This is a genomic window from Anaerotruncus sp. DFI.9.16 (assembly GCF_024461615.1).
Lineage (GTDB): Bacteria > Bacillota > Clostridia > Oscillospirales > Ruminococcaceae > Anaerotruncus > Anaerotruncus massiliensis.
This window is the reverse complement of sequence record NZ_JANFZX010000010.1, coordinates 39,474-60,947: the sequence shown is the minus strand read 5'-3', so window position 1 is coordinate 60,947 and position 21,474 is coordinate 39,474. Positions and strand designations below refer to the sequence as shown.

The window sequence follows — 21,474 nt, the reverse complement described above, 5'->3', positions numbered from 1 at the left end:
GCAGCTCCTTTCACCTGTGCCGCCGAAGGGCGGCATTTTTGCGTTATTCCGCTTTCTTCCACCACCGCTCGTCCGTCCCCGGTTCGGTGGTGTTCGCGTCGATCTGGCTGATATAATGCTTACCCTTATGGGACACTTTCGACCCCTTCGGGTATGCGTCCGTGCTCCCGGCCGGTTGTCGCCACTCCGGCCACTCGACCGCCGGGTCGTCGATGCGCACCCACAGGCTCGGGGCCGCGTCGGGCGTCCAGCTTTCCTGCGAGGTATGCGCCGTCAGGCACCTGTACAGGAGCTCGCCGTATCGCACCCGGTCGCCCACGGCATAGGAAGCGCCGCCCGCGTCCCACATGGGGAAAAGCTCGGGAGACTTTACCGCCGCCTCGTCCGTGGCCGTCGCCGCCGTCTGCCGGTATCTCGCCATCGTGGCCACCGCTCTCTCCGCATACATCACTGACCGCCTCCCTCGTAGATTTCAATTGCCGCCTGCATGTCCGCTTTCTCCGGATCGGCGGCTCCCGTCCGGATTGCGTCCGCCTGTGCCTGCGTGATCGCACCCAGCGCCACGTAGTTGCGCGTCAGGTAGACGCTGCCCTCCGGTGCGCCCGTACCGTCGAGCTGGTCGTCCCGGACGCCGCCGTCCGCGTACCGCGCTGCGATCTCGTCATACTTGTCCATGCTGCACCTCCAGTAATTGCAGGTCTAAGTCGGTTGCCCGCTGCTCCGCCTCCATACGGGCGAGGTCTGCGTCCGTGGTCTGCTGTCTCAGCCAGCGGGGGCTCTCCTGTGTGGCCTTTGTGGTGTAGGGTAGCGTCACCGATGTGGGGTGATGCCGGATGCGCCGCCCGTCGAGGGTGTAGGATGCGAGATACCGTCCGTCGTCCTGGTGGACGCTCACCGTTCCCGCGAGCAGGGCCGCGATCTCGGCGTCGGTGATCTCGCGGTCGAAGGTCAGGGTAATTGCCGGGTGCCAGAGGGTATCCGTCACGCCGTCCTTGTAGGCCGTTGGGGCGTCGGTGAGCTTGGCCGGAATGGTGGTCCCGGTGTTTGTGTGGATCATGTGGTTGCCTCCTTACAAAATGGGGCTGTAACTGCCGTCCGCGTTAGGTTCGATCGAGAAAAGCATATCCGGGGGAAGTACAAATGCTGGGAGCGAACCGTGAGTTTTGTCGTATTGGTTAGTGTTACTTAATTTTCCAAGCGTGGAAATGACATGTAGAGTGACAATTCCCGCCGAGAAGCATGTACGGGTCAACCAACTTGATGCGACACCGTTATAAGTCCTTATACGGGACTGATCATCTCCGAAATATGCCAACTGATCGCCCTCAAGGAACTGGGCGGATGGGCCTAAGATTTCCGAAGCAGCAAGAAAAAATCCTTTTCTGGAAAGTAATACGGTAGCACCGGATGTCTCACGAGAGTTAATCTTAACGGGAATCAGCTTCTCCTTTATAGCCGTGTCGAAAAGATCGAGATAGGAACCATTGGCCCAAGTATCGGCATCCGAACCATTGTAGTTAGAAGGCGCTCCTGATTTGTTGAATTTTCGCTTATCATAGAGGTTCCTGCGTACAATGAGCGTCCCTCCCGAGCCGGAATAATTATGCTTCGTAACCACAAACACCGCATCCGTACCAGATTCTTTGAGGCTGATGGTCGCCGCGTTTTCTCCATCCAGCATGTCCCCCAAGTACTGTCCCGCCCTCGGTGTCGCCATCGCTGTGGCCCCCTCCAGTGCCGTCTGGTATCCGAATTTGCCTTCCACGAATAACCGCACCCCGTATTCTGTGCCATTGGCGAGGCCGGGGATTGTCGCTTTTGCAATTGCCATATCATCATCCCCCTACAGAATTGGGTTGAAGCTGCCATCTGCGTTAGGCGTGAAGTCCAACAAGAGATCGAACGATAGTATCATCACAGGATACTCTCCCCTCACTATTGTGCAAGGGTCGCATCCTCCGGTGCCTGACGTGTTTACGATTCTGATCTTAGTCCAATCACTTACCGCATTTGGAGTACGAAGGGTATACATATTAACGCCTCCACTGACATAGCCCAGCCGCTTTGCCTTCGCCTCGTCACCTGTCCCGAACAGGAAGTAATCCAGTTTCGCACCATCAATCGGAGCCTCTGAGAGGCTGCCCAGCCCAACTTCATAATGCGATAAGAGAAACTCTTTCACAGGCAATCCGTTTTCCCCAGAGTTTACGGTTTTGCCTGTCCCGCTTCCGGGCCTGTAAGGTATTTTGACCTTATTAATTTTCGCAACAAACCTGGAGTTGTATCGCGCTAATCCGTCTCCATTGAGATATTGATTGATATCGCTTGCCGCGTAGTCGTTCACATCGCTGTTGTGCCATACCCGCGTTTCGGGCATGACGAGGGGAGCCGTCCACACGCCGTTACAGCTCTCGGGGTAAATGCCCGGATCAGGGTTGCCTTTATGTAATATCCTGCGTATCTGCTTGGACCCATCCGCCATCGGGACGGCGATTTTGCCGTCTCCCACCGTGAGATCGGACAGCGGGAATCCCGGCAGAATATCCATCTGCACCCGCACCCCGTCATACGGATGCGCCGGTACTCCCCCGGCCTTGCAGACCGCCCACACCTTCTTGCGCTGTGCGTCCTCCGTGAGGCTGCATTGTACGTTGATCGTTTCCGGGGAGGTCGTCGCAACGAAGTCCGTCACCGGCTCCGACAGGGTTAAGACGTTGTAGTTTGCCATCTTGTCACCTCACAGTATTGGGCTGTAGCTGCCGTCAGGGTTGGGTTCCGGGGAGATCAACGTGCTTGCTGACAGGCAGATGACCGGGCGGATACCCAGCGTTTTCCCCGAGCCGTTACCGCTGACCGTTCCGCTCGCGTCCACCATTCCGTCATAAGAGGACGGGCCGTAGGGATATCGCGTGCGAAGCCGGTAATTTTGCGCCCCAACCGGGGCGCGCCTTTGCGTGTTGGTAAGAAACGCAAATTGAGCACCCTCAGTTTTACCATAAATAGGGGTGCTTCCGTCTATTTCCGTAGGGGACGGGAGAAAAACGAAGTCATCTGTGTATACAATCTGTCGTTTGCTTGCGTCGTTGTTTGTCCCTCCGGTGCCATAAAACGATGTGGAAGGAACGCGGGTTGATACGATCAAATCTTTGCGATCAAAAGCATTATAGAAGTCGTCTCCATTTAGATAAGTCCTGTTATCCGATTGTTCCCACGCCGATGTGTTGACCCCATTGCTCGTGGAAATACTGTTATATTTTGCAGCGCGGGACTCTGTAATGGTTTCTAACCAAAGCGGGATGATTTCGACGTTGCCGTTATAACTGCTTGATACCTTACGCCATAAGCAAGTTGCACCGCCGCGCGAAAAATTGATCATCGAGCCCAGCTCCCATTCTCCAAGAGGGATTCCCGCCACCGGCGTCGCCGTTGCCACCGCTCCCCCAACCCTCGTCTGGAACCCCAGCTTCCCCCGGATGAACACCCGCACGACATATTCGGTGTCGTTTACGATATGTTCCGTGAGCGTCACCGCGACGGTCGTTTCCGCGTCCTCGGAGAGCGGCGTCACCACGCGCCATCCATCATAGGGATGCGCCGGGACGCCTTCCGCGGAGGGGCGGTAAACCGTCCATGCCTCCACACCGGGCGGGGCCGTGTATGCCGCGATGACCTGTGCCGGTTTCGTCGTCACCACGAGGCTGCGGACGTAGTTCGGCACCGTCAGGACGTTGTATGGCGCGTCTTTCAGGATGGGGATACCCTGTGCCATTACCGGAACACCTCTAACTGCATCGTCAAGTCAACCTCCGGTTTCGCCAGCAGGGCCGTAAAGGTCACGCTTCCCGCCGCGGTCTCACAGGAGGACACGAACCCCGCCATGATCGACTGCTCGATCTTCTCGTCATTCGTCCCCGAGTAGACGGGGCCGAAGATGGGCCGGTCGTCCGCGAGGATGCCCGCCACGGATACCGCCTGCGCGTAAGGGCCGTTTCCCGTCCATTTGGAGGCGGGGAGGGAGACGGTGTAGACTGCGGCCGAGGCCTTACTGTTCCATCCTCTGCGCTCATCACCTGTGATATGGGCGATCTTATCTGCCAAGTGCGTCGCAATGCTCGCCTTTTCTCCAACCTCCATGTGAATGTCGGTATCGCTTACATGATCATCGAATTCCGAGCGCGGCACATATTGCGCTGACGGATCTACCGTGACCGTCACCGCACCCGGATCGACGACCTCGAAATAAAGGCGAATCGACATATCCTTGCTTGCGCCCGAGTCTGGCGCAACCTTATCCGAAAGCGGCTGCTTCGACACACCCATCAGCACGCCGTCAGCGTCAAAGACGCCCGCCTCGCGCACCTGAAAGCCACCGACCGTCGAAGGGATTGAGAACGTGACGATCACTCGCTTGGAATTCCCGGGATCCTTGGAGACTTCACAGTTGCCGCGCCATTTTTCACCCCGCAGTGCTGTCTGGTCTTTCGTCAACTCGTAATAGTTCCCACCGCCGTCACCCACAGCACCATATACAAACGTCTTCGTGGTTCCGGATGCCAACGCCGCCGCGATCGCTTCATCACCGGCGTTGGTCGTAATCGTATAATACTGCTCCGCCATCAGACCGCCTCCTTTGGGTAGACCGTCACGGCCTCGCTTTGAATTGCAGCAGCGGCAATCCCAGTTTGCGCGACGCCGATCAGAACCAGCCGGATCTCATCCAGAATCGAGCGCAGATTTTTCCCCGCCTCGACAAGCTGTTCCGCACGGCGGATATCAGCTTCCCCTGCTCCACGGTCAATACAGTAGACCTCAACCTTGAAATGATATGGCTGCCCATCGTAATCGAACCATTCGATGATATTTGCCTGCGCGCCAAACACGCTGTCCACCAGCTGTTTAACGGCATATACGCTGCCCTTGTACTTATGAACCGTAAAGCTGCTTTTTATCATCCTGCGTTTTTCGGCCGGTGCGGCTGTCGCATCATAGGCATCGACGTGATACTGCCAAGCGAGCTCGTCGAGCGCCGCTTCGGGTAAGTGGTCGATCATCGGCAGGACCAGAACCATGTCGATGACCTCCGACAGGCTTATCCAGAACGGCTCGAGTGCGTAGCACGTCGCCTGCGTGATCAAATCTCGGCGCATATATGCGGTCTGAAGGCCCAACAGGTCAAGGTTTTTCAAATTCATCATCACAGCAGCCCCCCATAGGTAATGGAGATGGTACCCGGCACGGCCACCTCCTGCGGCTGTAGCTCGGTAAACACCGGTTCGGTGATGTCGATCCGATATCCACCCGCCCGCAGGATCGCCCTCCTCAGCATGTCCGGGTTCAGGTTTCCTCCAAGTGACCTTTTCTGCGTGGCCACGTAATCTGACACCGCGGACTCCACTGCTTTTTTGATCTTTGCTTCGTCAGTTGCGTCGTTTTGATCGATGTAGTATGTTAAGCGGACGTTGTATGCTTTTGTCACCGCCGCCTGCGCAGTGACCTTATCAGTCAAGGGGCGGCGTTTATCCGCCGATGTCGCTGCGAGCACGTCATCCAGCACCTTCTGAGATGGAGTTGCCGCGTCTTCCATCAGGACGTAGATCGTGATCTCGCTGTTCGCATTGCTGACTGCCTCAACGTCCACAATATCCCAGGGTGCCGTCCGCGCCCAGTATTCATATCCCTCCTTGCATCCGCAGGTGGAGATCGCTTCCCAACTCAAACGAATCTGCTCCCGGTAGCTGTCGTCGTCCTGAACGTCGGCTCCTCCGGCACTGGCCGTTACGTTGGTCACGCTGTCGACGTACTCGATCGGATCCACAATGCTGCGGATCTGGTTTGGCAAAAAGCCGTTGTACAACGCTCCCGCCTCCTCGGCGATAGCATCCGCCCGGGCCGCGGTATCCCCGGCCGGGATTACCGCACCGTCCTGGACGATGAAATTCAGCTTGCCGTCCGGTGTCACCCGTGCACCGCGCGGGATCTGGACGTCAAAACTCAATGCGGCCATAAGCCGAAATTCCAGCGTTACCGTCGCATGACTTGCCGGCCGGCGCTCCACGTCGAACTGTTCCCCATAGGCGTCAAGGATTTCGCCCTCGGCATACCGCAGCAGGTTCTGGTTCGCGATTCGGTTGATCTCCTCACGCGCGGCCACCACCAGCTCTACCTGTTGGGCCAGAAAGATGTAGTGCTCGTCGCCCGGCATCAGGGACTCGCCCGAATACCCTTCATATCTGCTCACCGCCTCAGTCAGCAGCTGCTTGGGATCCGTCGTCAAAAAACTGATCAAGCCAGTATCACCTCCACCTGTATCTCTCCATCTTCGCCCGGGGTGCAGACGACGTCCTCTACCCTTGCCCGCGGCTCATAACGCGCGATCAACGCACGGACTTCGACGCCCAATTCCGCCATTGCCTCCGGAGTTGGTGCGTCGATAATCTCCGCCGGCAGCCCCATCGTTCGGTGGTAAGCGACCTCATAGCGGTAGGTATTGATCAGGTTCCGCACGTTCTGCGCGATGCGGTCGCGCCCCTTGACGCTCCAATCGATCCATCCCGCGCTGGAGACAACCACAATTCATCATCCTCCCATTCCCGGATTCACCCGCTTCATGTCGCCCTTCTCCTCTGAGGTCGGCATGTCATAGGCATTATTCACTGCGATGGATGACCCTGTTTTTTTACCGGACGCCGCGGTCTGTGCCCCGGGCGGCAGGTATTCCTCGAACTCCAATGACATTTTCGCGATCGCCATTTTTGCAGCCCCCTTGGATCTGACGATTGTAATGTCACTCGCACTGCACGATTTCAGCAGGAACTTGTTGGCGCTGACCGCCTGTCCGCAGATAATCAGCGGATTTGGCGTTCCAGCCTCAGCCAGCTGCATCCAGCTGTCGATCGCCGTCCGGACCTCGACGCCCAGCGAGGCGTTGAGCTGGAGGGTCAGCTTTACCTTACGCAGGCTCGGACCGCTGACTTTTGTCGCGCCTTTCTTTCCCTGAGCGGCGCTCTCGGTCGACGTTCCCGTGCCGGCGCTGATCGTAATGTCCCCGATCGGCAGGATCGTCGAGGAGCTGACCACAAACTGCTGGCTGCCAAACTTGCCGACTACCATAATCTATCCCTCCAAAATGCCGACGATCCAGCCGTCTACATACGCCTCTCCGGGAAAGATGCACAGAACGCGATCCCCAACCTGCGGGGACTTTTCCTCCCAACTCTTTGCCTCAAAGTCGATATCCAGCCGGTACGCGCTGCGCACGGCAGGAATCTTCGCCGAAAGCCGGCCGCCTACGATCACCTGATAGAGCCCGCCCGCTGCAGTGGATACCGTCCCAATGACTGTCATGTCAATACCTCTCAAAGCACCTGCGTATCTGCAGGGTCGTGACCTGCTCGGCAAAGCTATGCCGGGCGAGCTCCACGAAATACCGGCCGTCGCTGAGTCCCATCCCGGTCACCTCCACGACGCTACCCCCTGCGATCGTTGTATCAAGCAGCACGGAAATCTCCCCTCGCGTCTCTCGTTTGTTGGCGTCCCGCAGGAGGTATCGCGCAAACCGCTGCGCCTCGCCGATCGAGCTGACCGGGATATTGCTGACGATCCTTTCCGGGCCAAGGCAGCCGGGGTCCGTGTGCGTTGCGGAGAAATCTCCCCAGCTCACTGTACAGCTGCTATAGGTCTGCCCGGCCGAATCGTCAAAGTTTGGAGGCCCATAGAACTCGGACGCATCGATCCTGCGGGCCGCTGGCAGAGACTCCATATAGGCGTCCGAGTAGATGACGAGCTTCCCGTCACTGAGTTTCATCGTGCACCCCTCGAGTCTCGCTCGCTCCTGCAGGAATCCGAAGTCCTTGCGGGAAATCTGATCGACTCGTGCGTACGGATAGGACGGCACCCCATAAAACTCGGGCGTCAGCCCGTAGAGCGCCGTCTTCTCCGCGGCCAGCGTGAGAAGCGTTACATTTTCCCACACCTTCGTCCGGGGCGTCCGGCCGGCCGGAGGCAGACTGATCGCCCCCAGCGCCAGCTTGCCATCCTGTTGCCGGATCCGGTCGATCCACTTCTGGCCGGCCCGGTATCCGTCCTGCTCGACGTCCAGCGTCTCGCCTTTCTGCGGCTTCCAGCCGCTCCACTGTCCCCGACTGTCCGCGAACACGGCATCGATTGCATCGATCTGGTCTCCGCAGCTGTCGCTGACGTCGAGCACGCCGATCTCGACGTCAGCGGAAATGTCCTTGCCGTTATAAAGCACCTTTGCCATTTCGGTCACTTCTTCCAGGGCGGCAGTGATTCTGGCGGGGCCGCCTGCAGATAGGGAATGCGGAGGGTTGTGCCGGCGTCGAACACGACCACTCCAGCATACTTCGGGTTTGCCCGGATGAGTTCTACCGCCTGAAACTCATCATTATAGGCATCAAGCGCCAGCATGTCGAAGGTGTCCCCCTGCATCGTGACGTAGTCGAAGCCCTCTACTCCCATGCCAGCCGCCCCCTATCAGAGAAAAAGTCCTCGATCATCCGCCGCATCTCCGCCGCGCCGCGGCGCAGCATCTGCTCGACGGGGCTCGTGTCGCCCTCCGCGTAAATGACCGGCGCATAAGTAAAGTTGATTTCCTGCTTTTGGTCGTCGCCCTCATTGAGGGTCCCTATTCCAAGCAGCTGCGCGGTGCGCTGCAGAAGGCCAATGCTGCGCGGGTTGCCGGGCTTAATCGGGATCGCCGCCTCAAGTCCCGCTTCACCGAAAATCGCTGGCCGGGCAGAGAAGCCGCCAAGCGCATAGTTTTGCATCTCCAGGTCGGATGCAGATACATTCGATAGTTGCTCCTGCGCCTTACCTCCGCCCCCAAAGAAATTGACAATCCCATTGATAAAGTCAGTAATTGGCTTTGCAAAGGCCGCGATCAGGTCGCAGATCGCCTGAAAAATTGCTCCAACCACCTTGAGCACCGGGCCGAGCACGTTGCCCAGCAGATTTGCCAACGCCGTAAGGAGCGGAGAGATTGCCGTGAGCAACGTCTGCAGAGGCGGCAGAAGCACCTGGACAAATTGCATGACCGGAGTAATCAACGGCTCAAGCACCTGCATCAGGGTCTGCACCACCTGCACGATGATTGGAATAATTGCCTGACCGATCTGCAGCAGCGGCGGCATGATCATTCCGATCAGGTTGCCGAAGAGCGGCATCAGATCCATCACGAGCGGCATAAACGCCACAGCCATGTCTGCAAGGCTGCCGACAAACTGTCCGATCGCCGCCGTATCAAGGCTCTTGATAAAGCCATTGGCCTCCTTCATCGCACCGGCGAGCGCCGGCAGCATGTTTTGCATGATCTCGCCTGCCGTCTGCTGGATATTTGCCTTCAGCAGCTTTTGCTGATTGGCGAAGCTGTCGGAGGTATCCGCGAAATCCCCCTGCGCATCCGCTGTCGCAGAAAGAAGGTAGTTGTAGCGTAGCACGGCCTGATCCGCCTGCGACATCTTATTGTACGCCGTCGAAATGCCCTGACTGAGCGCGTAGGCTTCCAGATTGGCCACCGACATATTGATGCCGAGCTGCTTGAGCGGCTCCGTCTCTCCCGAGATCCCGGCGCGGATCTTCTCAAACGCCTCGTCGCCCGAGAGGTTGTAAAAGCTCGCAACATCCCCCGCGAGGGCCGTGAGGTTCTGGGACATGACCAGCGTTTCATCGCTGGTCAGCCCCATGGATTTGAGCATCGCGCCCACCGTCGAGCTGTACTTTTTCGCCTCAAGCGCGTTCAGGCCGTAGGCCTCGAGCGAACGGGCCGCAAAGTCGTCAATGATTGCGCTGTTTTCCGCGAAGGTCTTGTCGACGACGTTCTGGACCTCCTGCAGGTCGCTCGCGTACTCAAGGCCCGACCGGCCCATCTGTACGAACGCCGCCGACGCTGCGACGGTTCCGGCCAGCGCGGCGATTCCCACCCCTTTTAAGAGGGTGCCCATGAGCTTGAAGGGGGCCTTGAAAGCCGCACCCACCCCCCGCAGCAGTGTCCCCTTCATATTTGCCATCGCGTTGGTCAGCCCGGTCTTCAGGACGGTCTGCGTCGTCTTGACAAACATTTGGGGGCCCTGCTTGAGGGATTGCCACATGAGCGCGAAGCTGCCCTTCATGCTGACGGTGAGCTTGCTGGTCTCCTTGCTTGCTTTGAGCATCGCGCTCTGCAGAGAAGGATCGATTTTGCCGGCGAGTGTTATGACCGCTTTCAATTCTTTTTTTGTCACGCCTCCACCTCCCTTCCGGATCGCGGAATGATCCTTCCCCCCGCCTCACGGCGGGGGCTTCTTTTATTCACCCCGAGCCTCCTTGCCCTTCGCGAATTGTTCCAGTTCAAAGGCTACCGCCTCATAAAACTCAAAGAGATCTCCAAGAGGCATTTCGGCAAGCTCCCGGGCGGAATTTGCCGTGGTCATCGTGAGCTGAGCGATTACTCGTCGGATCCAAGCTCCCTCTGCCCGGGATCCAAATCGAGCAAAAAATCCCTCGTAAGACCTGTCGCTTTCATGGCGTCGGCGCTGGAAAGCCGCATGAGGTCATTGAGCGTAACCCGCGGCATCCGCTTTTTGACGGCCTTGCCAAAGACCGTCAACTGGTAATCCATATCGAGCGCAGGCACGCTCACGGGAATGCCCAGCTGCTTGAGATACTTGGAAGCTTCATGCAGATCCTTCGCGGTCAGCGCGTCAAAATCGTACTCAATCTTGTCGATTTCCTCACCGTCGACCTTAAGCGGGTGTTTTAGTTCCAGCACGTTCTCCGTTGCGGTCTCTTCCGTCTCTCCTCCAAGATCACCCATTGTACGGTTTTCGTCCATATAGATCCTCCTTATTTAATAATCCTGCTGATCCCACCCATGAGATCCTTTCCACCGACGACAAAACGGCCGGCGATCTGGTCGACCAGCAGCGTTTCCTCACCGTCCACGACCTCACGGTAGCGCACGACCGAGTAATCGTACGTCTCATCCCGCGTGCTCCCGGGCTCGGCCTTGCCGCTGCCGATCTTTGTCGTGTGTCCGCGCAGAAAAATCTTTGTGCCGGCGACATACAGAGTTCCGTCACTGGCGCGGCAGTCGAAAGCGAACCGGATTTCCAGGTCGACGTTGTTGCCCACCAGATACCGCTTGTCCGCGTTGGCCGCGCGCACCGCGACCGACGCCGTCATCGCGTTGACCTGCCCGGAGATCGGCATAGCAAAGGTCCCCATGATCCCCGCGCCCTTGATCTCCGTCGTCGGGCGCTCGATATCCGACAGCGTGACGCTCGTCGCGTCTCCAATCTCCCGGCCCCCGGCAAGTACGTTCATGGCGCCGACCGCGCCGGTAATCACCTTACTCATTCTCGTCACCTCCAAAGATCAGCAACAGGCCCTCGGAGGTCCAGCGCACCGACGTCGTCAGGTTCTTGCCCGGGACGGGGTTGCTGATCTCCGTGGTAAACACAAAGTTCCCTTCAACCATATCGTCGAGGCTGTTCCTGCTCTCCTCGAATTCGATCGTGCCGAGGAGCAGCGTGCCGTCCGAGATCATCGCATCCAGCTGGGCCTGGAAGTCATTAAGTATCGTGTCCTTTCGGCTGCGTTTCATCGGCTTGTCAACCTCGTCACCATACCGCCGCTGGAAGAGATTGGCGACGTACCGCACCATTCGCACGTTGACGTCGAAGATGTCCCGCCGGTCGTTCATGACTTTATCGTGAGAAAAGGCCGCCGTGTGGGATCCCCACATCCGCCAGGTTCCCTCCCAGTAGGTCATCGTATCGATACCCGCCGCGTTGAGGAGATTGGCATCCTCCTGATCGTACTGGATCGGGGTTCCATCCGCCAGGCACATCGAGTCAATATCGACCCGCTTATTGGAGGGCGTCTCATAGGGCACGTTGCCGTTCCCGTAGTCAACGCGCTGCATCGTAACCGTGTTGAGAACGCTCGCATGAAAAACCCGCGCGCCTTTTTTCCCACGCGGCCACAAAAGCGAGGCCGTCCCTGCCTCTGTCTCATACGCCGCCTTGGCATCGATCGCCGCAGAGATTGTCTTGGCCGTCCTGCAGTCCAGATCGGCGTTGACATAGGCGTACCAATGCCCATTGACCTTCTCTGCCGAGGCGACCAGCGCCTCATACACTACCTTTTTCTCACTCCACCCGGGGGCGCAGAGAATGGTCGGGACCTCACCCAGATCGTAGTAGACCCGCTTGAGGCCCAACACCAGCGCGTCGACGACATCCTCTTCGGTGACGCTCGCCGGATCCACCTCCGAGTAGGTGACCGTGACCGAGGACAGGCCGCCCTTGAGATCCGTCAGCTGCACGCTCATGCCATCGGCAGAGTAAACCGCAGTGTAGTCCACATCGGCGGTCTTGTCGGCGATCGCCAGGGTAGACAGAATCGCCGTGCTTGTCCGAATCGTCGCCCGGCGCTTGCTGAACTGTACTTCGTCGCTCTTGGTCTGCGCGCCCTTCCCGGTTTCCGGATCCATGGCATTGATCACGACGATCGGTCCTACGCTCTGGACGTTGTTCTTGAAGTGGGCGTACACTGCCTCGGAAAGCTCGTAATTCTCCCAGTCGTCGCTGTATCCGATTTGCTGGATCGCATCATTGTAGCTGTTGATCAGCAAGGGGACATCTTTCCTGCCGGCGTAATCCGCCAGCTGATGCACCGGCGCACGGCCAACGTACACCGGGATCGTCCCGATTCCGGGGGGCGATACATAGTCCCGCGAGGCCTCCGGATCGGCATATGCACCATGCCGGTATTCGCTCATGCTATCACTCCTATTCCAAAAATTTAGCGTATCTGGTTTTTGGGTATGCCCCATCGGAAAGCGTAAACTTTAGATACCCATACCAGTAGGGAAATGGTTGTTCATCATACATGCGTGTTTCCACTGACGATGCAAGTGAGTACCTACCCGCCAGCACCTGTTCCCGCAGCGTGGCCGCCTCCAATCTGTCCAGCAAATTGAGCAAAGTCACATAGCCATCCAAATTCGGGGTGTATTGGATCTGGTTATCCTTTCTCTCCTGATGACCGGGATCGTAAACCGCAGCCGTCACCCGCAATTCCAATCTGGTATCATCATCAGACGAAAGCCGGCGATCAAGGCCGACAACAATGCAGGGAACAATTGGGCGGTCGGGGCCAAGCACATCGCCAGGAGGGATCCACCCAATATAGGCCGACGGCTGGACAAGGCTGTATCCATCTATACGCTCCCCATCCGGAGGACACTTCAACTCCATGCCTTTCAACGCATGGGACAAATAAAAATCCCGAATGGATTGCAGGGCCGTAACGACTCTATCCATGACTACCTCCTAACATTTTGCTGCATCCCGACTACAGAGTTAATCAACTCAACTTCAACGCGCTTTGCCATTTGTTCTTCGATATAATTCCGGATTTTTTCTGAAACCACGGGGTTCATCATCATCTGAGGTACCGAAATAGATGCAAGCGGTTCTATCCCTTCTTTTTTAGAGTTTTTTGATGAGGGATATCCTGTACGGCGGGCAAAGAAGAACGGGATCTTATCTCTGGACGACCTTGACGTCGGCATGAGAAAGGCATTTTTCTTTTCCATAGGAGGCGTCGGGTTATCGCCGAATCTTTTACCCCACCTTCCTCCGATCTGCTGAAGGCCTCTTGATCTTGTAATTGAGACTTTTGACATTACGCCCAACCTGGAAGCACCATAAAGAGGCTTACTTGGCGTATGAATAAATCTCACCAAGTTGAGGGGGTTGCCAACTACCGTTATGGAAATCTGTTCATTTTCTTCCTGACCGACCCTCACAAAGCGTCGGCGCTCCCTTGTAATTGCAGACCTCACCATACTGGGACTAATTGCATATATTTTGGGGATCTGTCGAATTATTTCTGCTTTGGCGTTGTCTCTCACTCTAAACAAAATGCGTCCAACGGTTTTTTGTATTTCTGCTGGAGATCCTTCCAAGACCTCTACTACCCTGTTGAGCGAAGAAGCATCCACATAAATATAGCCTACCGTCTCTGACATCATATTCCTCCCTGAGCTGCCGTCAGCGTGATCTGCGTCACCCCGTCCTCATCGATGATTCCCGCGATCACGTATGGCCTGCCGTCGAAGTCCACCGCGCGGCCGGGTGTGAGCTGCAGGCCGGCGAGCTGCCCAGCCTTTGCAAAAATCAGAACATCCCCGTCGTAGAGGCCTCCGGGGGCCTGCAGGGCGTTCTTCTGCAGCTGGTCGTTATCAACGACCAGCTGCAGCACCCGGCCCGCGAAGCGGTGCACGGAGGCCATCTCGTCAAGATTGAAGATCGTCTTCAAATCTTCAAGCACCTGGTCCCGCAAGCTCATCAGATTCCTCCACGGCCGGGACGGCCCAGCCGTATTTCCAAGTCCTCCGATTCTTCCTGCAGCTCCCGTTCTTCCGATGTCTCGCCATCCGGCTCAGGTCCCGGGAGGGCCGCTCCCGCCTCGCTCGGGCCGACCTGCTCCGCGTTGCCGGCAGCGACGATCGCGCGCTCGAACTCTTCATACAGCGTGATCATTTCGCCGGCAGGGAAAACTCTTCCGTCGTGGATCAGCGGGTTTGTCAATCTAATCATCGCCGCACCTCACAGCTTGACGAGCGCCAGCGAGGCCGCGGTTGCTTTCGGCTCGATCGCAACCCCTGCGATGATCGCCCCGGAGGCAGGTTTCGTCGCCGTGAGGCGTTTATTGGTGGTGTCCCAATACACCGTCTGCCCGACCTCAAATGCCGCACTTGCCTCGGCAGGCATCTCATAGACGCCCTCCAGGCTGATGACACCGGTCTCTCCTGCGGAAATATCCACAGAGGCAACTCCGATCCGGTCGGAGATGACCACGACATCACCGTACGCGATCTTCTCCGATCCGTCATTCTTGTAATTGATGTTTTCGCCCTTCTGAACATACGTCGCCATCATTCTAATCCTCCCCTCTTATTCCTTTCCCGGATTTTTGACAAGGCCCCGATAACCAAGCAGCGTAATCCCGCGGTCGCCGTAGATGCGGTAGCGGAATCCGAGCCGGTCAAAGTCGGCCTGCATCTCAACCGCCGGCGTCTCGACGCCGTTGAGGTAATCAACCTCGACCGTATCTGCCATCCGGGGATCTGCCGCGAAGTAAAAGGGCTGCGCGCCCGAATCGACATCGAGTTCCGCGTCTACGACCATCTGCATTTTGTTGCGGAATACGTTGGCCACGCCCGAATTGCTGCCGCTCGGATCTGCCAGCGAAGCGAGCAGTGCCTCGATTGTGGTTTCGTCTGCCGAGCTTGTAAGCACGTACGCCGGCGAAATGTTCATCGTGACCTTGCCGCCGAGATCCTTCTGGCGGCGCATGAGCTTGCGGGCCTCTGCGAATGCGGCCGTGCCAGGCACCGCGCCCGTGCAAAGGTTCTTGTGCGCCGCGCTGAAAAGTGTGTTGCCGTCGTACATCGTCGGATTATCCTTGAGCAGTCCGTAAACCGCCTTATTGATGCCCCGCTGGAATGCCATCGTCAACGCCGTCAACGTGCGGGTGACCATGCCGATGTCGTCATTGATAAACATCTGTCGGGAGAAGGTCACCATTTTGCCGAAGGTAAGCAGTTTTTTCTGCGCGACTTTCTTGTCGGAAAGGCGCGCCTCCTTAAATTCGCCGGTCTGCTTGATCTCATCCAGTTCGCCCGACTCGCTGATCTCGTAGACGTCGGTCGGGCGGAAATCCGTCAGGCTTCCCTTCGTCGTCCAGTACTGAAAGGTGGTCGGGGCCGCCTCGTGCGCTGCCAGCACCACCCGATCAGCGACGCTGGCCGCGATTGCCGAGAACGCGCTGTCCGGAGTTAACGATCGTTTCCAGAGTTCGTCCCGGCTCATACGGTTCGCGCCGCTGACTCCGGAACGCATCAGGCATTCGGCCGCGATCGCCTGCAGGCTCATACCGCGGAACTCTTCCGCGCCCGGGGCCGGCTTCCTTACGGCAAGCCCCTCGCGCATCAGCAGCCCGTCGACAGCCGCCGCCCTGGTCTTATCCACTTCATCGGCGACGATTTCCACGCAACGCGCGCCGGTCGCAACCGGCTGGCCGCCGGGCCGCCTTGCCAGCGCCTCCAGTACGCTGGTCTGCACTCGCTCCAGCGATTCTCCGCTGCGGATATACTCCGTCGAATCGAGGCCGAAACGGCCACAGAGGGCCACGATACCCGCCGCGCGGGTGCGCTCCTCTGCGATCGGATCCGGATTGGGCGCATTGGGTTCTACGGATCTCGCAGCCCCTTCTGGCGCTGCCGGTACTGCGGGGGCAACTGCGGGCTGCTCTGCGGTGGGCTGGTTCGCCGGTGCCGCCGCTCCCCTGATGCCATTGTTCATCTCGTTTTCATCCATTTGATTGTCCTCCTCATGATCAAAATTTTTACCGAGCCCGACCGTAGGATCGGCCGGCACCGGCTCCAGACTGATTTCATGCGGCGTCCATTGCGCCGCCAGGTACATCGGGCCGGTAAACCGGCCGTCTACACTCCTCTGCCCCGGTTCGAGCCGCGTCCATGCCCTGACCGAGTAGCCCACGGACACCCCGTTGAGCATCCCCTGATCGAGTTTGGATTTGAGGCGCTTGCAGGATTCATCCTCCTCGTCAAATTCAATCTCCGCGCGACAGACGCGGTCGGTCTCGTCAAGCCATGCGCGCAAGACCCTGCCGATCGGCACCCGCCCGTAATTGGGGTCGTTCCCATGGGAGAAGAGCAGCGTTCCGACGTCTCCAAATCTGCTCAGGTCAACCGCGCCGGGTTCGTGTAGCAGGACCTCGACATCTCCCCATCTTGCATACGGCTCCTCGCTCGAAAAGGCAAGCTCGTACCGGTTTGTCTGCCCGTCCACGGCGCGGCACATCAGGTTTGCACTGCGGTACATCGAGGTATTGGCGGCGGGCAGGCGCTTTTTATTCGGCATCGCTTTCGTCCTCCTTTTTGGTTGGTATCTGTTTCCCATTATTCAGGACCTTTTTGGCCTGCTCTTCATCAAAGGGAAACGCCGCGGTCAGGATCGCCAGCGCGGACTCATACGGGAACGCTCCAGTGACCACCAGCTGAACGATCGCGATCAGGCTTTCGATCTGCGCTCCGTTGAGCGAGATGCTCTGAATAGAATCGCCCTGCGAGGCCACCTCCGCCGCCGTGGACTCGTCCGAAGCCTTCGTTTCCTTGCTGGACTCTTCCGGCGCGATATCCTCTTCTTCCGAAGTCTCCTCCTGTTTTCCATGCCACTCTAAAAGGGATTGTGTCAGCTCCAGTTCCACGGCCCGCTGGCGCAGGACATCGCGGTAATCCTTACCCTTGCTTGCACAGATCTCTTGCAGCGTCGTCTGGCAGCTGTCGAGAGCCTGCTTATTGGCGTTCGCCTCCTTGAGCGGATCGATCCAGTCCCACCCGCTGGCGATCCAGATGTGCCGCAAGTACCGATCCCGGTCTGAGAAGTAGCCGGGTATCTGCAACTGCCCGCTCAGGATCATCCAGTCAAGCCACTCTCCATAGACCTCGTCGCAAAAGTGATCGATCAGATATCGCTGCAGCATCCTGTATGTTTTCTGGTCCTCGAGCAGCCCTTGGCGTGCCGAGGAGTAGTTGACCTGCGACATGTCCCGGGAGACGGATTCATAGCTGAGCCCAACTCCGCCGCCGACGAGGCGCTGCGTTGTCTTGACCATTGGATCGACGGTGGAGCTCGTGCCGGCCGGCGCGATGGTTGATACCTTCTCCCCGGGTCGCAGGTAGGTGACCGTCCCCTGCTCGAGGATCTCCGGATCGGCTTCCTCGTTCCTCCCGGGCACCGGATCTCCCCCGCCGCGTCCAAGCGCGGAGATGCCGATCCCGCCGCCTCCGTCCGATTCGACGACCACAGAAAGATGCGCCAGCACGCGCTCTTTTTCGACCGCGGCGTCGACCAGCTCGTTCACGTCATCGATGCGTGGCAGCGACGCCGCGGCCGGTGTCATTTCCCGCGTCTGACTGGGCCGTGTGAGATAGGGCAGGTAGATGACGCGATCCGCGGGTACCCGGTCAGTCCGTACGCGCATCCCCCATGCATTAAAAACTCGGATATGATAGGCGACTGGGCGTCGATACTCATCCACTTCAATCCCGCCTATCACACGGTTCCCGTTGCACATCGGCAGAGTGCCGTCCAGATCATCCACTTCCAGCAGCTGCAGCTTAAACGCGCCTTTGTCAAACACTTTGAGTATCAGGATCCCACCGTCGACGAAGCGCCGGCGAACGATCATTGCCTCGATTTCGCCCATGCCAAACCGCCCTGTGATCTCGCAGTTGCCCGGCCGGCTCCACTCCCGCCAAAGCGTCTCGATTTGCGTGTTGAGATCCTCGTCCTCTTTTCCGTTGGATCCGAGTACCTTCGCCTGCAACACGATTCCCGTCCCGACAACGTTGCGCTCAAATGCCAGGATCTCCGCGCCCATAATGTCCGAGTTCCGCTCAAGGTCGCGGCTTCGTGTCCGGACGATGTCCCGCGATGCGCTGTTGGCCTGTTCACCCGTTGCGTTGACCGTGGTCCAGTTCGCACTGCGCGGGCCGCGGTCGGCGGCCGTGTAAAAGCCGCGCCCCAGCTGGCGGTAGACATCGCGGTGGTATGCCCATTTTGGCGCGACTCCATAAGCCATCCGTTTCAGCAGACCCATATCCTTTGCCAAATCATCACCTCCTCCGGCCCAAAACGGCCACTGTCGAGCGCGGGCGCTCCAACCGTGAGATCTCTTTACTCAGGTCGGACTCCTGCTTGTAGAGCGTAGCCAAATCCCCATACCGGACCGTCCTCTGTCCAATCCGATACTCCTGCGCCCCGTTTTCGATCTTATTGATCGCCTGCAGGACAGCCGTGTGGCGCGCCTTGAGTTCCTCCAGTATCATTACCATCCCCTCCATTTCCTGCGCCTGAACGTATTGCCGCTCCCCATCGGCCGGTGCTGCGCCGGTTCGGCGCGCTGATAATGCTGCGATTCCTGCTGCACGGCGGGCTGCCGCTCCTGCCGTGCCTGGTTAGCGCTGAGGGTGCGCAACCCATAGACGTCGGCGGCGCAGGCGGCATATACTTCGCAGTCCAGATAGTGGTTGTCCGCTCCGGTCACCTTTGGCCTCCAGCGGCTCACCAACCGGCCGCGGTCCCGCTCGATAACCTTATGCTCGGCGGTCACCATTTCCGCATACTCCGCGTCGCATTTGTCGTGCAGGTACCAGCCGCCATTCTCCTCATCCCGGAAGAAGCGGGCAAAGATCATATCCTTGTAAAAGTCCGTGTCCACCATAATCAGCGTCATGCCCCGGGAGATCCCGTCCCGGTCGATCGTCGTCGCCCGATATTTGGTCAGCATCCTGTTTGAGGAGCCTTTGATCGGCACCGCCCATTCGCGGTTGATCGCACAGAAATTGTACACGTCGTCCGTCTGGTCTCCTGAGTCCACGCAGCAAAGGTTGACCTGATACCGACCGCCTGCGGGATCACGGTACCATGCGTTCATGACCTGCTCGATCTCCATCCAGGTAAACGCCTGCCCGTGCGCAACGTTGAAGCTCGTCATGTTCGGCATCCAGGCGCGGACCGTCCAGTAAAAGCTCTTTCGCTGCACGTCCACTCCTCCCGTCAACATGGCTGCGCCTGTCGGGACCGTCATCGCGGGATACTGGCTCTGCCGTTGCAGCAGCTTCTCGGCATCCATCTGGCTTTCGACCTCGCGGTAGGGCTCCGCCAGCCAGGAGTTGATGAAGTTCTGCAGGAGCTCCGGATAATCCTTGCTCTTGAGGAACTCCGCCGCGATATCCCCAAATTTTATCCAGGGAGAATAGAAGGTATTGAAATGGAACGCAAGGCGCTTCCGGCTCCCATTGGATCGCGTGACCTCCCAGTGACAACTCCTGATCATGTCTGCCTTTTCGGTCTCGGTGATAACCGCGCCGCAATTCGGGCAGCAGTAGACCGCCTCCTTGCGTGCCCGTTCTTCGTCTGCGCCCTCCGGCCATTTGAGCTGCTTGAACTCAAAGCCCCAGCTCGTTCCGCAGTGAGGACAATCCACAAGGCACTCCATCTGCGTGTCGGCTTTCAGCCAGCTCTGCCAGATCGGCCCCTGCTCAAAGACGGGCGTCGACGCACGCATCGTTTTGCGGTTCGCCGGGTAGGTCTTTTGCCGCTCCATCGCCAGCGCGGCGGGCGAGGCCTCCTTGCCCGCCCGGGCGGGGAATTTATCCTCCTCGTCGAGGAAGACGTTCTTGACCGGGCGGCTCGCGAGGTCGCTCGGCGAATTCGCGCCGACAATCCCCACGTAGACTCCGCCTGTAAAGTTGAGGTCGAGCCGCTTGCTGTTCTCGTCGTAGCGCCGGCGAAGCTCGGGACACGCCCGGATCATCGGCTGGATCCGGTGATCGCTGACCGATTCGGCCAATTCCTTTTGCGGATAGACCACCAGCATCGGCGCGGGATCGTTGCAGATCGCGTATCCCATCATATTGAGCATCGCTTCCGTGCCGCCGACCTGCGTCGGCTTTACCAGGATGATTTCTTCAACGTCCGGCGCGGTAAAGGCGTCCATGATCTCACGCAGATACGGGGTAAAGTCGGTGCGCCAGCGCCCGGGCTTATTGGATTCCCCGCTAGTCAGGACACGGTTGGCGTCGGCCCACTCGCTTACCGTCAGCCGACCCGGAGGGCGCAGCGCCTGCAGCGCCTCCATAATCCAATTCGGGATGACCCTGCCTGGCATCAAATCGCCACCACGGTACTGGTCTTTGCGTCGTACACGCCCTCAACCGCCATCTGCTCGAGCATATCCTTGACGCGCTCGTCAATCGTCCTGTCAATCTGGCGGCCCCGGTCCGCGTCGACGTAGGGAGACGCCATCAGACTCAGTTCGTGCCCCAAGCCGAGCAGTGAGTGTTTGAGCACGATGAAGTACTTTGCAAGCTCATCCACAACCATCGCCCGCTCCAGGTACATGCCGCTGTTAAACCGATTGCGCAGCCGCGCAGCCTCCAGCTGTGCCTCTTTCAGCTGCGCCTCGTAGTGTACCTTCTGCTGAGCAGGCGTCAGCTTTGAGGGATCGCTTGCCGCAGCCGCCGCGAGCTTCTCCCCCTCCTGCTTGCCACGCCAGTCAGTGACCGCACGGATGTCCCAGTATCCATGCTTATAGCGCGGGCACCCGGCACGCATCCAGTTGGAGAGTGTCGCCGACGTCACACCGAAATACTCCGCCGTGAGCCGCGTACAGGCGATGATCGCCCCGCTCTCAAAATACAGCTCATCCTTTTCCGCCATTATTCCACTCCTCCCCTGTCCCCCCGTGACCATGCCTTCCGATTCCTCTTCCATCCCATCCAGCGCCAACCACCACAGGACAATTTTTCGTCACTTTGCCGATCCCAGCCGCCCCGGCCCCGGGCCGGTCCTGCCGCGTGGGCGTTCGGCATTCTTC

At 58.5% G+C, this 21,474-nt stretch carries 28 protein-coding genes; all 28 read right to left on the bottom strand.

Annotated features, from left to right (window positions below):
- Positions 1 to 43: 43 nt before the first annotated feature.
- Positions 44 to 448, bottom strand: a complete 405-nt coding sequence (locus tag NE609_RS06575; RefSeq protein WP_256152075.1) for a carbohydrate-binding protein — start codon at positions 446 to 448, stop codon at positions 44 to 46.
- Positions 448 to 675 carry a hypothetical protein gene (locus tag NE609_RS06570; protein WP_256152074.1) on the bottom strand — a complete coding sequence of 76 codons (228 nt, stop codon included), beginning with the start codon at positions 673 to 675 and terminating at the stop codon, positions 448 to 450. Before NE609_RS06570 ends, NE609_RS06575 begins: the two co-directional genes overlap by 1 nt.
- Positions 662 to 1,057 (bottom strand): hypothetical protein, encoded by a 396-nt coding sequence (locus NE609_RS06565; RefSeq protein WP_256152073.1) that lies wholly within the window; start codon positions 1,055 to 1,057, stop codon positions 662 to 664. Before NE609_RS06565 ends, NE609_RS06570 begins: the two co-directional genes overlap by 14 nt.
- Positions 1,058 to 1,069: 12 nt before the next feature.
- Entirely contained in the window at positions 1,070 to 1,831 is a 762-nt protein-coding gene (locus NE609_RS06560) for a DUF6273 domain-containing protein (RefSeq protein WP_256152072.1), read from the bottom strand.
- Positions 1,832 to 1,843: 12 nt separating this feature from the next.
- On the bottom strand, positions 1,844 to 2,728 hold the full coding sequence (locus NE609_RS06555; RefSeq protein WP_256152071.1) for a DUF6273 domain-containing protein: 885 nt from the start codon (positions 2,726 to 2,728) through the stop codon (positions 1,844 to 1,846).
- Between the two features lie 9 nt (positions 2,729 to 2,737).
- Positions 2,738 to 3,769 carry a DUF6273 domain-containing protein gene (locus tag NE609_RS06550; protein ID WP_256152070.1) on the bottom strand — a complete coding sequence of 344 codons (1,032 nt, stop codon included), beginning with the start codon at positions 3,767 to 3,769 and terminating at the stop codon, positions 2,738 to 2,740.
- The gene (locus NE609_RS06545) at positions 3,769 to 4,617 is read right to left on the bottom strand and encodes a phage tail protein (protein ID WP_256152069.1); all 849 of its coding nucleotides are present in this window, start codon (positions 4,615 to 4,617) and stop codon (positions 3,769 to 3,771) included. Before NE609_RS06545 ends, NE609_RS06550 begins: the two co-directional genes overlap by 1 nt.
- Positions 4,617 to 5,195 carry a phage tail protein I gene (locus NE609_RS06540; RefSeq protein WP_256152068.1) on the bottom strand — a complete coding sequence of 193 codons (579 nt, stop codon included), beginning with the start codon at positions 5,193 to 5,195 and terminating at the stop codon, positions 4,617 to 4,619. Before NE609_RS06540 ends, NE609_RS06545 begins: the two co-directional genes overlap by 1 nt.
- Positions 5,195 to 6,286: a baseplate J/gp47 family protein gene (locus tag NE609_RS06535; RefSeq protein WP_256152067.1), complete on the bottom strand. Its 1,092-nt coding sequence runs from the start codon at positions 6,284 to 6,286 to the stop codon at positions 5,195 to 5,197. The genes NE609_RS06540 and NE609_RS06535 overlap by 1 nt, the downstream gene beginning before the upstream one ends.
- The gene (locus NE609_RS06530) at positions 6,283 to 6,570 is read right to left on the bottom strand and encodes a GPW/gp25 family protein (RefSeq protein WP_172439144.1); all 288 of its coding nucleotides are present in this window, start codon (positions 6,568 to 6,570) and stop codon (positions 6,283 to 6,285) included. Before NE609_RS06530 ends, NE609_RS06535 begins: the two co-directional genes overlap by 4 nt.
- A 6-nt stretch (positions 6,571 to 6,576) precedes the next feature.
- A complete protein-coding gene (locus NE609_RS06525) occupies positions 6,577 to 7,110 on the bottom strand; it encodes a hypothetical protein (protein ID WP_256152066.1) in 534 nt (177 codons plus the stop codon).
- A gap of 3 nt (positions 7,111 to 7,113) precedes the next feature.
- On the bottom strand, positions 7,114 to 7,344 hold the full coding sequence (locus NE609_RS06520; RefSeq protein WP_101549017.1) for a hypothetical protein: 231 nt from the start codon (positions 7,342 to 7,344) through the stop codon (positions 7,114 to 7,116).
- Between the two features lies 1 nt (position 7,345).
- The gene (locus tag NE609_RS06515) at positions 7,346 to 8,260 is read right to left on the bottom strand and encodes a phage late control D family protein (protein WP_256152065.1); all 915 of its coding nucleotides are present in this window, start codon (positions 8,258 to 8,260) and stop codon (positions 7,346 to 7,348) included.
- A 5-nt stretch (positions 8,261 to 8,265) separates the two neighbouring features.
- Positions 8,266 to 8,478, bottom strand: coding sequence for a tail protein X (locus tag NE609_RS06510; RefSeq protein WP_256152064.1), 213 nt, complete (start codon positions 8,476 to 8,478; stop codon positions 8,266 to 8,268).
- A complete protein-coding gene (locus tag NE609_RS06505) occupies positions 8,469 to 10,238 on the bottom strand; it encodes a hypothetical protein (RefSeq protein ID WP_256152063.1) in 1,770 nt (589 codons plus the stop codon). The genes NE609_RS06510 and NE609_RS06505 overlap by 10 nt, the downstream gene beginning before the upstream one ends.
- 203 nt (positions 10,239 to 10,441) lie before the next feature.
- Positions 10,442 to 10,828, bottom strand: a complete 387-nt coding sequence (locus NE609_RS06500) for a hypothetical protein (RefSeq protein ID WP_256152062.1) — start codon at positions 10,826 to 10,828, stop codon at positions 10,442 to 10,444.
- Positions 10,829 to 10,839: 11 nt separating this feature from the next.
- Positions 10,840 to 11,352: a phage major tail tube protein gene (locus NE609_RS06495; RefSeq protein WP_256152061.1), complete on the bottom strand. Its 513-nt coding sequence runs from the start codon at positions 11,350 to 11,352 to the stop codon at positions 10,840 to 10,842.
- Positions 11,345 to 12,778: a phage tail sheath protein gene (locus tag NE609_RS06490; RefSeq protein WP_256152060.1), complete on the bottom strand. Its 1,434-nt coding sequence runs from the start codon at positions 12,776 to 12,778 to the stop codon at positions 11,345 to 11,347. The genes NE609_RS06495 and NE609_RS06490 overlap by 8 nt, the downstream gene beginning before the upstream one ends.
- A 10-nt stretch (positions 12,779 to 12,788) precedes the next feature.
- Positions 12,789 to 13,322 (bottom strand): hypothetical protein, encoded by a 534-nt coding sequence (locus tag NE609_RS06485; protein ID WP_256152059.1) that lies wholly within the window; start codon positions 13,320 to 13,322, stop codon positions 12,789 to 12,791.
- 2 nt (positions 13,323 to 13,324) lie between these two features.
- Positions 13,325 to 14,032 (bottom strand): hypothetical protein, encoded by a 708-nt coding sequence (locus NE609_RS06480; RefSeq protein WP_256152058.1) that lies wholly within the window; start codon positions 14,030 to 14,032, stop codon positions 13,325 to 13,327.
- Positions 14,032 to 14,352: a hypothetical protein gene (locus tag NE609_RS06475; protein WP_256152057.1), complete on the bottom strand. Its 321-nt coding sequence runs from the start codon at positions 14,350 to 14,352 to the stop codon at positions 14,032 to 14,034. Before NE609_RS06475 ends, NE609_RS06480 begins: the two co-directional genes overlap by 1 nt.
- The gene (locus tag NE609_RS06470; protein ID WP_256152056.1) at positions 14,352 to 14,603 is read right to left on the bottom strand and encodes a hypothetical protein; all 252 of its coding nucleotides are present in this window, start codon (positions 14,601 to 14,603) and stop codon (positions 14,352 to 14,354) included. The genes NE609_RS06475 and NE609_RS06470 overlap by 1 nt, the downstream gene beginning before the upstream one ends.
- Positions 14,604 to 14,612: 9 nt before the next feature.
- Entirely contained in the window at positions 14,613 to 14,945 is a 333-nt protein-coding gene (locus NE609_RS06465; protein WP_256152055.1) for a DUF2190 family protein, read from the bottom strand.
- Between the two features lie 15 nt (positions 14,946 to 14,960).
- A complete protein-coding gene (locus NE609_RS06460) occupies positions 14,961 to 16,952 on the bottom strand; it encodes a prohead protease/major capsid protein fusion protein (protein ID WP_256152054.1) in 1,992 nt (663 codons plus the stop codon).
- Complete coding sequence (locus NE609_RS06455; protein ID WP_256152053.1) at positions 16,942 to 18,705, bottom strand: phage portal protein; 1,764 nt, start codon at positions 18,703 to 18,705, stop codon at positions 16,942 to 16,944. The genes NE609_RS06460 and NE609_RS06455 overlap by 11 nt, the downstream gene beginning before the upstream one ends.
- Before the next feature lie 4 nt (positions 18,706 to 18,709).
- Complete coding sequence (locus NE609_RS06450) at positions 18,710 to 18,922, bottom strand: hypothetical protein (RefSeq protein ID WP_256152052.1); 213 nt, start codon at positions 18,920 to 18,922, stop codon at positions 18,710 to 18,712.
- Positions 18,922 to 20,766, bottom strand: a complete 1,845-nt coding sequence (locus NE609_RS06445) for a terminase gpA endonuclease subunit (RefSeq protein WP_256152051.1) — start codon at positions 20,764 to 20,766, stop codon at positions 18,922 to 18,924. The genes NE609_RS06450 and NE609_RS06445 overlap by 1 nt, the downstream gene beginning before the upstream one ends.
- Entirely contained in the window at positions 20,766 to 21,317 is a 552-nt protein-coding gene (locus NE609_RS06440; protein ID WP_256152050.1) for a terminase small subunit, read from the bottom strand. The genes NE609_RS06445 and NE609_RS06440 overlap by 1 nt, the downstream gene beginning before the upstream one ends.
- Between the last annotated feature and the right edge of the window lie 157 nt (positions 21,318 to 21,474).

Coding starts and splice junctions, on each gene's coding strand:
- NE609_RS06495 (WP_256152061.1), bottom strand. CDS start 11,352: ATGAGTAAGGTGATTACCGGCGCGGTCGGCGCCATGAACGTACTTGCC.
- NE609_RS06570 (WP_256152074.1), bottom strand. CDS start 675: ATGGACAAGTATGACGAGATCGCAGCGCGGTACGCGGACGGCGGCGTC.
- NE609_RS06520 (WP_101549017.1), bottom strand. CDS start 7,344: ATGACAGTCATTGGGACGGTATCCACTGCAGCGGGCGGGCTCTATCAG.
- NE609_RS06450 (WP_256152052.1), bottom strand. CDS start 18,922: ATGATACTGGAGGAACTCAAGGCGCGCCACACGGCTGTCCTGCAGGCG.
- NE609_RS06540 (WP_256152068.1), bottom strand. CDS start 5,195: ATGATGAATTTGAAAAACCTTGACCTGTTGGGCCTTCAGACCGCATAT.
- NE609_RS06500 (WP_256152062.1), bottom strand. CDS start 10,828: ATGGACGAAAACCGTACAATGGGTGATCTTGGAGGAGAGACGGAAGAG.
- NE609_RS06560 (WP_256152072.1), bottom strand. CDS start 1,831: ATGGCAATTGCAAAAGCGACAATCCCCGGCCTCGCCAATGGCACAGAA.
- NE609_RS06480 (WP_256152058.1), bottom strand. CDS start 14,032: ATGTCAGAGACGGTAGGCTATATTTATGTGGATGCTTCTTCGCTCAAC.
- NE609_RS06490 (WP_256152060.1), bottom strand. CDS start 12,778: ATGAGCGAATACCGGCATGGTGCATATGCCGATCCGGAGGCCTCGCGG.
- NE609_RS06465 (WP_256152055.1), bottom strand. CDS start 14,945: ATGATGGCGACGTATGTTCAGAAGGGCGAAAACATCAATTACAAGAAT.
- NE609_RS06485 (WP_256152059.1), bottom strand. CDS start 13,322: ATGGATAGAGTCGTTACGGCCCTGCAATCCATTCGGGATTTTTATTTG.
- NE609_RS06445 (WP_256152051.1), bottom strand. CDS start 20,766: ATGCCAGGCAGGGTCATCCCGAATTGGATTATGGAGGCGCTGCAGGCG.
- NE609_RS06525 (WP_256152066.1), bottom strand. CDS start 7,110: ATGGTAGTCGGCAAGTTTGGCAGCCAGCAGTTTGTGGTCAGCTCCTCG.
- NE609_RS06510 (WP_256152064.1), bottom strand. CDS start 8,478: ATGGGAGTAGAGGGCTTCGACTACGTCACGATGCAGGGGGACACCTTC.
- NE609_RS06545 (WP_256152069.1), bottom strand. CDS start 4,617: ATGGCGGAGCAGTATTATACGATTACGACCAACGCCGGTGATGAAGCG.
- NE609_RS06460 (WP_256152054.1), bottom strand. CDS start 16,952: ATGCCGAATAAAAAGCGCCTGCCCGCCGCCAATACCTCGATGTACCGC.
- NE609_RS06470 (WP_256152056.1), bottom strand. CDS start 14,603: ATGATTAGATTGACAAACCCGCTGATCCACGACGGAAGAGTTTTCCCT.
- NE609_RS06515 (WP_256152065.1), bottom strand. CDS start 8,260: ATGGCAAAGGTGCTTTATAACGGCAAGGACATTTCCGCTGACGTCGAG.
- NE609_RS06550 (WP_256152070.1), bottom strand. CDS start 3,769: ATGGCACAGGGTATCCCCATCCTGAAAGACGCGCCATACAACGTCCTG.
- NE609_RS06440 (WP_256152050.1), bottom strand. CDS start 21,317: ATGGCGGAAAAGGATGAGCTGTATTTTGAGAGCGGGGCGATCATCGCC.
- NE609_RS06565 (WP_256152073.1), bottom strand. CDS start 1,057: ATGATCCACACAAACACCGGGACCACCATTCCGGCCAAGCTCACCGAC.
- NE609_RS06475 (WP_256152057.1), bottom strand. CDS start 14,352: ATGAGCTTGCGGGACCAGGTGCTTGAAGATTTGAAGACGATCTTCAAT.
- NE609_RS06575 (WP_256152075.1), bottom strand. CDS start 448: ATGTATGCGGAGAGAGCGGTGGCCACGATGGCGAGATACCGGCAGACG.
- NE609_RS06555 (WP_256152071.1), bottom strand. CDS start 2,728: ATGGCAAACTACAACGTCTTAACCCTGTCGGAGCCGGTGACGGACTTC.